10 protein-coding genes are annotated in these 13,104 nt (G+C 65.9%); 6 read left to right on the top strand and 4 right to left on the bottom strand.

The features are described from left to right. Positions 1–94: 94 nt before the first annotated feature. Positions 95–592 carry a nuclear transport factor 2 family protein gene (locus LC060_RS07800; protein WP_226634240.1) on the bottom strand — a complete coding sequence of 166 codons (498 nt, stop codon included), beginning with the start codon at positions 590–592 and terminating at the stop codon, positions 95–97. A gap of 146 nt (positions 593–738) precedes the next feature. Between LC060_RS07800 and LC060_RS07805 the strand changes: the two genes are divergently transcribed. From LC060_RS07805 to LC060_RS07830, 6 genes are all read left to right on the top strand, one after another. Next, positions 739–1,653: an NAD(P)H-binding protein gene (locus LC060_RS07805; RefSeq protein ID WP_226634242.1), complete on the top strand. Its 915-nt coding sequence runs from the start codon at positions 739–741 to the stop codon at positions 1,651–1,653. Next, positions 1,650–3,851 (top strand): PQQ-dependent dehydrogenase, methanol/ethanol family, encoded by a 2,202-nt coding sequence (locus LC060_RS07810; RefSeq protein WP_226634244.1) that lies wholly within the window; start codon positions 1,650–1,652, stop codon positions 3,849–3,851. Before LC060_RS07805 ends, LC060_RS07810 begins: the two co-directional genes overlap by 4 nt. 17 nt (positions 3,852–3,868) lie before the next feature. After that, the gene (locus LC060_RS07815; protein ID WP_226634246.1) at positions 3,869–5,479 is read left to right on the top strand and encodes a GMC family oxidoreductase; all 1,611 of its coding nucleotides are present in this window, start codon (positions 3,869–3,871) and stop codon (positions 5,477–5,479) included. Between the two features lie 85 nt (positions 5,480–5,564). After that, positions 5,565–7,052 carry a carotenoid oxygenase family protein gene (locus LC060_RS07820; protein WP_226634247.1) on the top strand — a complete coding sequence of 496 codons (1,488 nt, stop codon included), beginning with the start codon at positions 5,565–5,567 and terminating at the stop codon, positions 7,050–7,052. Between the two features lie 330 nt (positions 7,053–7,382). Further along, positions 7,383–9,767 carry a TonB-dependent receptor gene (locus LC060_RS07825; protein ID WP_226634249.1) on the top strand — a complete coding sequence of 795 codons (2,385 nt, stop codon included), beginning with the start codon at positions 7,383–7,385 and terminating at the stop codon, positions 9,765–9,767. A gap of 49 nt (positions 9,768–9,816) precedes the next feature. After that, positions 9,817–10,233: a hypothetical protein gene (locus tag LC060_RS07830; RefSeq protein WP_226634251.1), complete on the top strand. Its 417-nt coding sequence runs from the start codon at positions 9,817–9,819 to the stop codon at positions 10,231–10,233. Here LC060_RS07830 and LC060_RS07835 read toward each other — a convergent pair. From LC060_RS07835 to LC060_RS07845, 3 genes are read right to left on the bottom strand one after another with little or no spacing between them, the layout of a single operon-like run. After that, complete coding sequence (locus LC060_RS07835; protein WP_226634252.1) at positions 10,173–11,468, bottom strand: MFS transporter; 1,296 nt, start codon at positions 11,466–11,468, stop codon at positions 10,173–10,175. The genes LC060_RS07830 and LC060_RS07835 overlap by 61 nt on opposite strands. Continuing rightward, positions 11,465–12,367 carry a hypothetical protein gene (locus tag LC060_RS07840; protein WP_226634254.1) on the bottom strand — a complete coding sequence of 301 codons (903 nt, stop codon included), beginning with the start codon at positions 12,365–12,367 and terminating at the stop codon, positions 11,465–11,467. The genes LC060_RS07835 and LC060_RS07840 overlap by 4 nt, the downstream gene beginning before the upstream one ends. Further along, positions 12,364–12,981: a nuclear transport factor 2 family protein gene (locus LC060_RS07845; protein ID WP_226634256.1), complete on the bottom strand. Its 618-nt coding sequence runs from the start codon at positions 12,979–12,981 to the stop codon at positions 12,364–12,366. Before LC060_RS07845 ends, LC060_RS07840 begins: the two co-directional genes overlap by 4 nt. Positions 12,982–13,104 lie beyond the last annotated feature (123 nt).

Raw genomic sequence — 13,104 nt, forward strand, 5'->3', positions numbered from 1 at the left:
CCTCACGTCCCGTGCGCCACGCTGGCGGCACGACCAAAGGTCGCCGAATCTGGGGTCCAAGGGGCGATGGCCCCTTGATTCCTCAATTTCTTCGTCACTTACGAATGATGAGCGATTCCGGCCGCTTGCGCGGCACCCACTGGCCGCGTCCGGGAAACTTGCTGAGAACTTCACCGTCCCAAAGGCGTACAGTGCGGCGGTGGAAGCGCCAGTTCCCGTCCTCGCAGCGCACCGCGTGATCGTCATACCAGCCGGTGAAGCGCAGGAGGTAGGGCGGCTCGTCCTCGCACTCGGTCACGAAGGCAAAGCTGCGCATCTTGACGCTGCCATCGTCCTGCGGGCGGAACTGGGTCTGCGTGACGTGGTGCTGGCGTCCCGGAAAGCCCGGCGCGTTGCGGTAATGTTCGGCAATACCGCGAATGCCCTCGTGGCCTTCCCAGATATCCGGGTCTTCGAACACCTCCTCGACCATACGTGCAGTGGGTGTAAAGCAGGCGACAAGCGCCTCCACGTCGCCCGTGTCCAGCGCCCAGCTGTAGTCCGCAATCAGATCCTGCAGCGCAAGACGGTCTTCGATCGGCAATTTCGGCAAGGTATGTCTCTCCCATGTTCGCCCTCGCCGCCCGCATCGCGTTTGCAGGCCGGTACGAGGTGCCTTGACGCAACCGTAACACTCGTTACTTTCTTCCACAAGAACTCCGGGCTGACTCGGAGCGAAATCGGGAAGAGAGAGGACCCTTGGGCAAGATCATTGTCACCGGCGCATCGGGCGCCTTCGGCCACAGCGCAGCGCAGCTTCTTCTGGAGAAATGCGCCGCGGACGACCTCGTGTTCCTGACACGGACCCCGGACAAGTTGAAGCACTTTTCCGAGGCTGGCGCGCACGTACGCGCAGCCGACTTCGACGATCCCGCAAGCCTGCCCGCCGCGATGGAGGGCGGGGAGCGCATGCTGCTTATCAGCACCGCGCGCGTCGGCACCCGCGTTGGCCAGCACCGCAATGCGGTCGAGGCGGCTGTGGCTGCAGGCGTGAACCATATCGTCTACACCTCGCTCATCGCCGCCGATGCGCCCGACAACCCGGCCATCGTCAAGCTCGACCACCGCGCGACCGAGGAGATCATCGAAGCCTCGGGCGCGGCCTGGACACACCTTCGCGACAGCCAGTATTCCGAAGCCATCGCGGGCGCCATGGTCATCCCGGCCCTGATGACAGGACACAAGCCCGACAACTGCGCAGACGGCAAGGTCGCCTTCGTCAGCCGCGACGACTGCGTGGCTTCGGCGGTTGGCGTACTCACCCAGGACGGGCACGCGAACACCGCCTACACCCTCACCGGCCCCGAGCTCATCTCGATCCCCGAAGCGCTTGCGATGGCAAGCGAAATCGCGGGCAAGCCGATCGAGGTGGAACATGTCGATGACGAGGCCATGTTCGCCTACTTCGATTCGCTGGGCGTGCCGCGCCACGCCTCGGACATCGTGCCCGACGGGCCGATCCCCTGGTCGAGCGACGACATGGTAACTTTCGGCCAGTCGATCCGCGAGGGCTTCTTCGACCTTGCGACCGACCACGTCGAGAAGCTGACCGGAAAGCCCCCCCGCTCCTTGCGCGAAATCATGTTGCAGCACTGCGAAAGCTGGCCGAAATGAAGCTCTTTTCCGCAAGCCTGACCGCCGCCGCCGCGCTGCTGCTGAGCGCCTGCTCCGGCACGACGGGATCGTCCGACAACGCCGCGATGGGCGATGACTGGACCACCCCCAAGGGCGGCGCGAACGCCGCACATTTCTCGGGCCTTACCGACATCAACCCCGGCAATATCGGGCGCCTGGGCCTTGCCTGGAGCTATGACCTGGGCTCCTCGCGCGTACAGGAGGCAACTCCGGTCGTCCTCGACGGGGTGATGTACACCTCGGGTAACCTGGGGCGGACGTATGCGCTCAACGCCGCGACCGGCGAGGAGTTGTGGACCTTCGAGCCCGAGGTCGACATGCAGGCCAACCGCGGCGCGTGCTGCGACCAGGGCAACCGCGGCGTTGCCGTCGCGAACGGCAAGGTCATGGTCGCCGCGCTCGATGGCTGGCTCTACGCGCTCGACGCCAAGACCGGCAAGGTCGCCTGGAAGGCCGACACGATCACCGACCATTCGCGCGGCTACACCATCACCGGCGCGCCCGAAGTGGCCGGGAACCTCGTTCTCATCGGCAATGCGGGCGCGGAATACGACGCGCGTGGCTATGTGACCGCCTACGACGTCGCCACCGGCGAGCAGGCCTGGCGCTTCTACACCGTACCCCACGATCCCGCACAAGGCCCCCAGGAAAACCCGGAGCTGGAAGAGGCGGTCAAGACCTGGTCGCCCGAAAGCCGCTGGGACATTGGCGGCGGCGGCACCGTGTGGGACGCGATCAACTACGACGAACGCTTCGGCACGGTCATCATCGGCGTCGGCAACGCAGGGCCCTACAACCTGGAGCGCCGCTCGCCGGGCGGGGGTGACAACCTCTTCGTCGCCTCGCTTGTCGCGCTCGATGCCAGGACGGGCCGCGTGAAGTGGCATTACCAGGAAACGCCTGGCGACGCCTGGGACTTCACCTCGACCCAGCCCATCGTCTTTGCCGACATGGAGGTCGAGGGTGAGATGCGCCCCGTGCTCATCCACGCGCCCAAGAACGGCTACATGTTCGTGCTCGACCGCGAGACCGGAAAACCCATCGCGATCAACGCCATCGTGCGCACCAGCTGGGCCGACGGCTACGACATGGAGACCGGGCGCCCCAAGGAAAAGCCCGACAGCGCCTACTACTGGAAGGGGCCGAAGATCATCTTCCCTGCCTCGCCCGGTGCGCGCAACTGGTACCCGCCCGCTTATGACCCGGACCGCGAGCTCTACTTCGCCTCGGTGCTCGACATGGGCAATCTCATGTTCACCACGCCCCCGCTCGACCCGGCCGATCCGCACCGCAAGAAGGCGCTCAATATCCAGACCGCGCTGCTCTTCACCGCCGATCTCGACAAGTCGATCGCCACCCTGCCCCCGCCGCTGCAGGACATGGTCAAGGCCCTGCCCGAATGGCAGTGGGTCAAGGACAAGCCCTATTCCTCGCAGATCCGCGCCATCGACCCGATGACCGGCAAGGCGAAATGGGCCGTCGACACGGAAGGTTGGCAGGACCGTCCCGGTGTCATGGCGACGAAGACCGGCATCGTCTTTCACGGCAGCATCGACGGGCGCTTCATCGCCCGCGACGCCGAGACCGGCAGCATCCTGACCGAGATCGACACCGGCACCGCGATCATGGCCGCGCCCATGACCTACCGCGTCGATGGGGTGCAGTATGTCGCGGTCCAGGCGGGCTTTGGCGGCGGGGGCTGGGGATTCGTCCCGCGCTATTCCGCGCCTTACACGTACGGCAACGCCAACCGCCTGCTCGTCTTCAAGATCGACGGCGGCGAAGTACCCAAGCCCGATCCGCTTCCCGCTCCGCAAGTCGCTCCCGAACCGCCCGCACAGTTGCCCGGCGTAACCCCGGCGACCATCGCGCGCGGCCAGGCGGTGTTCTTCGGCAACTGCGCGATCTGCCACTCGAACCAGATCATCTCGGGCGTTCCGGACCTGCGCCGCATGCAGCCCGAGATCCACGAGGCCTTCGACCAGATCGTGCTGGAAGGCGCGTTCCTGCCGATGGGCATGCCGCGCTGGGACGATCTCATCAGCAAGGAGGACGCCCACGCGATCCACGCCTGGCTGATCGACGAGCAGGCCAAGGTGCGCGAACGCGAACTCAAGCTGAAGGCCGCGGGCAAGCCGCTCGACGCGCCCAGCCTCACCATCCTGTCCAGCTACTGACGAAGGAGAGACAGGCCATGGATACCCCTGACATCATCGTCATCGGCGGCGGTTCGGCCGGCGCGGCGATGGCCGGACGGCTCGCCGAAGGCGGCACCCGCGTGCTCCTCGTCGAGGCCGGACGCTCCGACAAGACGCTGAAATCGCGCGTCCCCGCCCTTACCAGCTCGGTCGTCCAGAACCCGGACTACGACTGGTGCTACAAGGTCGAGCCTGACCCCTCGCTCGGCGGCCGCGCCGATGTGTGGCCCGCGGGCAAGCTCCTGGGTGGGGGCAGTTCGCTCAACGGCATGATGTTCATCCGCGGGCACAAGTGGGACTACGACCACTGGTCTGACCTCGGCGCATCAGGCTGGGACTACCAGAGCGTGCTCCCCTACTTCCGCCGGATGGAGGACAACGAGCGCGGCCCTGACGCCTGGCGCGGGACGGGCGGCCCTATCGGGGTCTCCGAGGTCCGCTCGCGCTACGCCATCACCGACGACTGGATCGCGGCGGCCGAAGCTGCCGGGATCCCGCGTTCGGACGATCTCAACGGCAAGAGCGCCGAAGGCGTCGACTATGTCCAGGTTTCGCAGCGCGGCGGCCTGCGCTGTTCGACCGCACGCGGCTATCTGGAGGGGCGCGACTACGACGGACGGCTCAAGGTGGAGCTGGAATGCCAGGTCCTGCGCATCCTCGTCGAGGACGGGCGTGCCTGCGGCGTGGTCGTGCGGCAAGGCGGCGAGGAACGCACCTGGCGCAGCACGCGCGGAGTGGTGCTGAGCGCCGGTTCGATGAACACGCCCCGCCTGCTCATGCTCTCAGGGATTGGCCCGGCCGAGCATCTGCAGGACATGGGCATCCCCCTCGTGCGCGACCTGCCCGGCGTCGGGCGCAACCTGCAGGACCATGTCGGTACGCACCTCGTCAACACCGTCTCGGGCACCACGCTCAACACCGATGCGCAAGGGCTTCGCGGCGCGCTGCAACTGCTCAAGTTCGCCGCCTTGCGCACGGGCGCCCTCACCACCGGGATCGGCCATGCCCAGGCCTTCGTCCACGGACGTCCGGGCCTGCCTGCGCCCAACCTGCAGATCTCGTTTGCCGCCTTCGCCTTCGATTTCGACGAGCAGGGCCGCCTCATGCTGCGCAAGGACGCCGCTGTTTCCACGCTGATCGGTCTCATGCGCCCCTCGGCACGCGGGCGCATCACCCTGCGCTCCGCCGATCCGCTGGCGCCGCCGGTGATCACGCACCAGCAACTGGGCAGCGAGGACGACATCGAACAGATCGTCGAGGGCATCGCCATTGCGCGCAAGATCATGGAGGCCGCCCCCATGGCCGCCCAGATCACCGGCGAGGTCCGCCCGGGCGCCGCGCTCGATGCCCCCGAGGCCCTGCGCGAATACGTCAAGCTTGCCTCGATCCCGCTCTATCATCCGGTCGGCACTGCGAAGATGGGCCCGGCCGAGGACCTGATGGCAGTGGTCGATCCCGATCTGGCCGTCCACGGCGTTCCGGGCCTGTGGGTCGCCGACGCTTCGATCTTCCCGAGCCTGCCTGCTGGCAACACCAACGCGACCGCGATCATGGTCGGCGACAAGGGCTCGGACCACGTACTCAAGGCCCTGCGCGCGAACCGCTGATGGAACGCGTGACACAACAAACCGGGGTCCCCGGGGAGACACCACCCAAAACAGGTTCTGGATACATTCTGGAGAGGACGTCACTGTGACACAGTTCCCGCAAACCATTCATTTCACCGGCACCAACACCCCCATCGGGGTCGAGTGGTCGGCCCGCAACCTCGATGTCATCGGCACCATCCCCGAGGAGATCGATGGCGCCTTCTTCCGCGCCGTGCCCGACCCGGCCATGGCTCCCATGTTCGAGGACGAAGTCGCGCTTTCGGCCGACGGCATGGTCGCCAAGTTCGACATTCGCGGCGGCACCGTCGACTACGCAATCAAGTACGTCGAGACCGAGCGCTACCTGCTCGAGAAGGAAGCGCGCACCGCGCTCTTCGGGCGCTACCGTAACCCCTACACCGACGATCCCAGCGTTGCGGGCAAGGACCGCACCGTCGCCAACACGACGCCTGTCTGGCACGGCGGACGCCTGCTGATGACCAAGGAGGACGGGCTTGGCTACGAGGTCGATCCCGAGACGCTCGAGACCATCGGCCGCTTCGATTACTATGGTGCGCTCAAGTCCGAGACCTTCACCGCCCACCCGCGCATCGATCCCGAGACGGGCGAGATGTTCTTCTTCGGCTATGAAGCCGGCGGCCTTGCCAGCCTCGACGTAGCCTATGGCATTGCCGACAAGGACGGCAACTTGATCTCGGAGCAGTGGTTCAAGCAGCCCTACTGCTCGACCATCCACGACTTCACGATCACCGAGAAGTACGCCGTCTTCCCGATCTTCCCGACCACCGCCGATCTCGACCGCCTGAAGGCGGGCGGCGCGCACTGGGCGCACCAGCAGGATCTGGAATCCTGGGTCGGGATCATGCCGCGCTATGGCAAGGTCGAGGACATGCGCTGGTTCAAGGGGCCCAAGGGCGTCTCGGCCTTCCACTTCCTCAACGCCTATGACGATGGCGACCTGGTCCATCTCGACGTGTGCCTGTCCGACACCTGCGCCTTTGGCTTCATGCGCGAGGCGGGCGGCGTCGAACGCGCGCAGCAGAGCATCCAGGGCGGCATGACCCGCTGGACCTTCGATATGTCCAAGCCCGGCGAGGAATTTGAATCGCGCGTCATCGGCCCTCCGGGCGACATGCCGCGCATTCCCGACGCCAGCCAGGGCCGCATGCACCGCAAGGGCTGGTACCTCACCATCAACCCCGAAGGGGGCCCGCCCGTCCCCGGCGGTCCGGTCGGAGTCTCGTTCAACATGCTGGTTCAGATCGAGCCGGGCAACGGGCGCATCGAGGCGATGCCGCTCGAACCGGGCATGGCCATCAACGAGCCGGTCCATGTGCCCTCCTCCGATCCGGACAAGGACGGCTGGCTGCTGATGGTGGTCGACCGCCAGACCGGGGAGAACAGCTTCGATTCCGAGCTCTGGGTGGTCGAGGCCGACGCCGTGGCCAAGGGGCCCATCGCCCGCGTGCCGATGCCCCTGCCCATGCGCGCCCAGGTCCACGGCTGGTGGGTTTCGCGCGACCAGCTCGACAAGGCCAAGGCCCGCAAGGCACAGGCCGCCGCCGCCTGATGCGCCCGCGCTGAGGCGCGCTGCGGGAACGCCGTCCGGAAGGAGAGAGGAGGCTCCTTTCGGACGACGAAATCGATTGACACCTTAATAACGATCGTTACTAATTTACCCAAGCTGGTAGTCCGGCTGACAGGGGCGTTGCTGCCCGGGTCAGGACTGCCATTTTGCGCAATGACGAAGTCACCAACGAAGGACCGTTGGGGCAGGGAGACAGGTGGCCGCAAGGAACGCCCGAAAGGGCTTTTCGCGCCGCCACGAGGGATGAGAAAGGACAGCCAGCGTCCTCCATTCCGCCTGCCCGGCCCCCGCGGTCGAGGGAGAGGAAATTTCATGGCACGAGCCCCATTCACCTGTCGTCGCACGGCCAGCGCCGTGATCGCCCTGGCCACCGGCCTGACTCTGGGCCTTGGCAACGCCCATGCGCAGGACGGCGCGCAGGACACAGGCGAAGTCCACGCTCCGGAGATCATCGTGACCGCGCAGTTTCGCGAACAGCGCCTGCAGGACACCCCCATCGCCATCACCGCGACGAGCGGCGACCAACTGGCCGCCAAGAGCGTCGACAGCGTCACCGACCTCACCGCCATCGCGCCCAACGTGAACCTGTCCGAAGCGACCGGCCTCAACGGCAGCGCGGTCCAGGCCTATATCCGCGGCATCGGTCAGAACGATTCCAGCTTCGCGCTCGAACCGGGCGTGGGCATCTACATCGACGATGTCTATTACGGCACCACTTTCGGCGCGATCCTCGACCTCAACGACCTTGACCGCGTCGAAGTCCTGCGCGGGCCGCAGGGCACGCTCTCGGGCAAGAACTCGATCGGCGGCTCAATCAAGCTGTTCAGCCGCAAGCCCGACGAGGTCAGCGACGGCTTCGTCGAGGCTACCACGGGCAGCTACGGCCGCATCGACTTGCGCGCAAGCGCCGGCTTCACCATTGCCGATGGGCTCTACGCGCGCATTTCGGGCGTTTCGAAGCACACCGACGGCTTCTTCAAGCTCTACGATTACGGCTGCCTCAACCCCGATTCCGGCATTGCCCAGACTGTGGGCGGCGGAGACTGCCAGACCGGCACCGAGGGCGGTGTCGACGTACAGGGCGGACGCCTCGCGCTGCGCTATGCCCCTGCCGGCTCGAGCCTCGAGATCAACCTCATCGGCGACTATGCGATGAACAAGTCCGAGCAGGTCGCCACCAAACTGATCTATGCGAACAGCAACGACACCCGCTCCTACGACGCAGCCGATCCCATGGGCGGCGTGCCTTTCGACAGCCGCTTCCTGACCGGGCCCAAGTCCTATTCCAGCTACGCCAACTACGCCTCGGGCGGCAATTACACGACGATCTTCGGCACGCCGCTGCAGGTCGCGCCCGGCACCTTCGACACCAGCCCGCAAAGCACTGCCAAGAGCTGGGGCGTGGCCGGTACGGTCGACTTCGAGCTGACCGACTTCCTCGCCGTCAAGTCGATCACCGCCTACCGTGAGGCAAGCGGCACCTCGGGCATCGATCTTGACGGCTCGCCCCTCTCGGTGCTGGTCCAGGAGTTCGACTACAACCACGCCCAGTTCACTCAGGAACTGCGCCTCTCCGGGCAGGTCGGCACGCTCATCGACTTCACTGTGGGCGGTTATTACTACGATGCCGACGACAACATCGCCGGACGCTCGCTCATCCCGACCGCGATGTTCGACTTCGTGCAGGACGATCCGATCACGAACCGCTCGGTTTCGGCCTTCGCGCACTCCGAATTCCACCTGACGCCCGACCTCAATGTGATCGCGGGCATCCGCTACACCGACGACAAGAAGACCTACCAGTTCACCCGGCGCAATCCGGACGGCACCCTGCCCTCGGGCATTCCGCTGACGACCAACTTCCTGGTCGCAGGGCTGGATGGGGAAGTGGGCCTATTCGAGGGCACGCGCACCGACTACCGCCTGGGCGTCAACTACCGCTTCATGCCCGAGCTGATGGTCTATGCGCAGATCGCAACCGGCTACAAGGGCGGCGGCATCAACCCGCGCCCCTACACGCCTGACCAGATCGTGCCTTTCGATCCCGAGACGCTGACCACCTACGAGGCCGGCTTCAAGTCGGACCTGTGGAACAACCGCATCCGCTTCAACGGCACGTTCTTCTTCAACCGCTACAAGGATCTCCAGATCAACCGCTACTTCTGCCCGGAGAGCGTGAGCCCGACCTGCTCGCAGCCGGCCAATGCGGGCGATGCGGACGTCTGGGGCCTGGAGGCCGAGCTCTTTGCGGAACCCATCGACAATCTCACCATCGATGGCGCGATGGGCTACCTCAACTTCGACTACACCCGCGTCGATCCCACGACTTTTGTCGAGGAGGACATGGTCGCCCCCTTCAACCCGAGCTGGCAGCTGAGCGCCGGCATGCAGTACAGGGCGGAGCTGGGCGATGGCATCGGCACGCTCACCCCGCGCGTCGACTGGACCTACCAGTCCTCCTTCTACTTCAACTCGGTCAACAACCCGGACAACCTGATCGGCTCGCGCAGCCTCTTCAACCTGCGCCTGACTTACGCATCGGACGACGAGACCTGGCAGGTCAGCACCGGCATCACCAACCTGTTCGACAAGTTCTACTACACCGGCGTCAGCGAGAACGTGCAGAACTATGGCGTGAACACCGGATCGGTCGGCCGTCCGCGCGAATGGTTCCTCTCGGTCCGTCGCTCGTTCTGAGCGCGGACCTTTCCGGCACGCTTCACAGAAGAGAAGAGAGGACGAGACGATGCGCGCGCTCTATCACGCCAGCCGCTGGATCTTCGGATTGTGGTACCTGTTCTCGGGGGTGGAGTATTTCACCCCCTTCGAACTCCAGCCGCTCGGCAACACGCCGCTCGGCCAGGAGTTCACGCTGGCGCTCATCCATTCCGGGCTCTTCGCCTGGATCAAGGTGGCCGAGATCGCGATTGCCGTCTTCGTCCTCGCCGACCGCATGATGCCGCTCGTCGCGGCCGCAGCCGTGCCCCTGACCGTGGTCATCGCCTACTGGAACTTCGCGCTGGAATGGGGCGTCGTCGAAGTCGTCTTCGGCGCGCTGACGATCTTCTTCAACACGGTCCTGCTGTGGCCCTACCGGGCCTATTACCGACCGATGCTCACCGCCTGGCGCGGAGAGAGGGACTTCTCGCTCTCACTCGACTGAGCGGCCGGACGCGCGGCCCGTCGCACAACGGGCAGCAGCATCGTAAGCCCCAGGCACAAGGCCACGGGAAGCGCGGCAAAGGCGAAGAACAACGCAGCCCCGACATTGCCCTCGATGACCGCAGCGCCCAGCAAGGGGCCGCCAATGGCGCCAATCCGGGCCACCGCCACGGCAAGGCCAATCAGGCTGGAGAGCAATCGCGGCGGGACGAGGCCCGAAGCGACCGCCAGGATCGCGACGTGCACGCCCGAGATGCCGCCGCCCGCAATCAGCAGCAGGATACCCCAGCCAAGGCGCGTGGGCGGCACGAGACCGAAGCCCAGCAACGCCAGCGCAATCGCCCCGTAGCTTGTCGCCAACACCACCGTCACCCGCCCCCCGTCAAGCATGCGGGCGAGCAGAAGCCCGATGACCATGCCTCCAAATTGCAGGAGCGAGACCGCATGGGCCGCCGTCTCCAGCGTGAAACCGGCGTCCGGCAGGACCGTGGGCACCCAGGAATTGATGTAATAGAGCGCGGCGGCGTTGACGCCATAGAGCACGCAGATGAGCGCGGTGACATAGAAGATGGGCCGGTGCAGCAGTTGCACCAGTGGCGCTCCTGATCCTTTCCCCTCCTCGACGTCGCCTGCGACCGCAGGGGATTCGGACAAGGCCATCCAGAGCAGCCCCAGCAGCAGCAAAGTCACCAGTCCCGGAAGGATGAAGATCGCCTGCCACCCAAAGGCGGCGACGAGCGGTGAGACCACCAGTCCCGATCCGGCCGCGCCAAGCGGTATCGCCATCGAGACAATCGTCATCGTGCTCGCCCGCCGTCCGGGCAGCGCCAGCTCGGCGCTGAGCGCGGTGACATTGGGCAGGCACGCGCCGAGCGCAAGTCCAGTCAGGAGCCGCCAGGCGGTAAACGCCTCGACACTCTGCCCCGCAGCCGTGCCGAAGGTCGCCAGGGCCAGCACCGGCATCGCGATGAGGATCACACGCCGCCGTCCGAAGCGATCGCCCAGTGGCGCGAGCCCCACCGCGCCAAGCCCCAAGCCCAGCAAGACGGCGGAAAGCGCAAGACCGAAGGTTTCGGGCGCATGGCCATAGGCCTGGACCAGATGCGGGACGGCCAGCGGCATTGCAGTGAGGTCATAGCCGTCGAGCAGCATGACCGCCCCGCACAGGATCAGTGAAGTCCAGCGCGAACGCGTGGAAAGCGCGGGGGCATCGCCAGTCAGGACGGCCGCGCTCACCGCCTCTGCCCCTGCGAGTCCCAGGGCGAGGGCATGTGGTAGGGCACGGTGATGAAGTTCGCCTCGACCTGCCGGATCGCTCCGGCCTCGATCTTGAAGACTTCCGAAAGATAGAACGTGTGCGGGCGGCGGATATGCGATTCCACCTCGGTCCCGTCAGTCAGGGTATAGCGCTCCAGCACGCCGCGATGGTCGATGAAGCCATGCGCCATGACCAGCCCGCGTTCCACGTCGACAAGCGGGAAGCGGCGCGCGCGCAGGCGATCATCGTAGCGGTACCAGCCGAGGCGAAACTGCGCCTCACAGCCAAGCTTGGCGATGGGCAGCATGAAGGCGGGGTTGTTGGTCGTCTGCGTGCCGTTCTCGACCCGCTGGCAATCGGGGTGAAAGGCGGTGAAGAGCTGCCCGTCGTTCTGCTCCAGCGTCGCGAAATAGCCGTTCGCCAGTGTCAGCAGCCGTTCGCGGCTCATCCGCTCCGCCTCGGGCACGAATGCCTCCATGACCGACTTGGGCTCAAACCTGGGATCGGGGAAATGCAGGGCCTCATCGCGCTGACGCACGACGATCAGTTCGGCCCCGCAGACCTCGCCCCCGGCACTCACGCCAAGGCGCAGCGCGGCGGCCGATTCGTCGCCGCTCTCGATCACCGTCGTAAACAGGCCGATCTGCCCGGTCTCGGGATCGCAGAAGCGAAAGTCGTAGGTCCCCCGGCCGGTGATCGTCGCCCACAAGCCATCGCCCGGAACCAGCGCGACGTTGTTCTCGGTGTGGAAGACATCACCCGCGCCAGTCCCCGCCCAAGCCACCTGCGCCGGGTCGCGCGCGTCAAGGGCCGCGAGATAGCGGTCGAGCACAGCGTAGAGCGCGGCGCGATCAAGCCCTGTCGACAGCGCCCTCACGCCCCCTGCTCCGCCGCCTGTTCACCGTAATGGAAGGGCGGCACGAAGACCTCGGGAAACGCCTCGTATTCGACCGTGGGGGGAAGGTCCGGTTTGAGCCCGTCGATCTTGCGCAGAAGCGGAATGCCCCCCTCGTTCAGGCCCCTGTCGTACTCGCAGTAGAAGGTGATGAAGCCATGGAGCGAGGCGATGCACCAGGTCCCGTCCTCGCGCACATAGCTGTTCTCGTACGTCGCCTCCCCCCAACGCGCGACCCCGCCCAGCCAGGCGATCTGGATGAAAGTGCGCCAGCGCGCCTTCGCCGTATCTCCCTCGACATGGATCACGGGCTGGAGCTGCATGTGGTTGAACAGCGCGCCGCGCTCGTAAGGCGGCAGGGCATGGAGATAGGCGCGCACCCGCTCCCGCCCGACATAGACGCCGCGCCCTGCAATCTCGAGCGTGCCCTCGCGGGCGAACAGGTCCGCCGCCTTGTCCCACAGCCCCTTGTCGACATAGTATCCGTACATCGCCTGGAGGTTGGCGATCTCGGTCCAGTCACGCGCCGCGCGTGCTTCTTCGCGCAGCTGCGCCACTTCGGCCCGCAACTGGGCAATTGCCGGATCCTGATCCATGCAGCCTCTCTCCTCTCCCGAGCCCTCTTCCCGCGCCCGGAGAAACCAGATCGGCTTCCCCAAAACGCGTTTTGGGCGTTGCGCCTCATCGTAACGTTCGTTATCGTTTTGGCAAGAGACGCG

This window comes from Novosphingobium profundi, assembly GCF_020524485.1.
In the GTDB taxonomy this organism is placed as follows: domain Bacteria; phylum Pseudomonadota; class Alphaproteobacteria; order Sphingomonadales; family Sphingomonadaceae; genus Novosphingobium; species Novosphingobium profundi_A.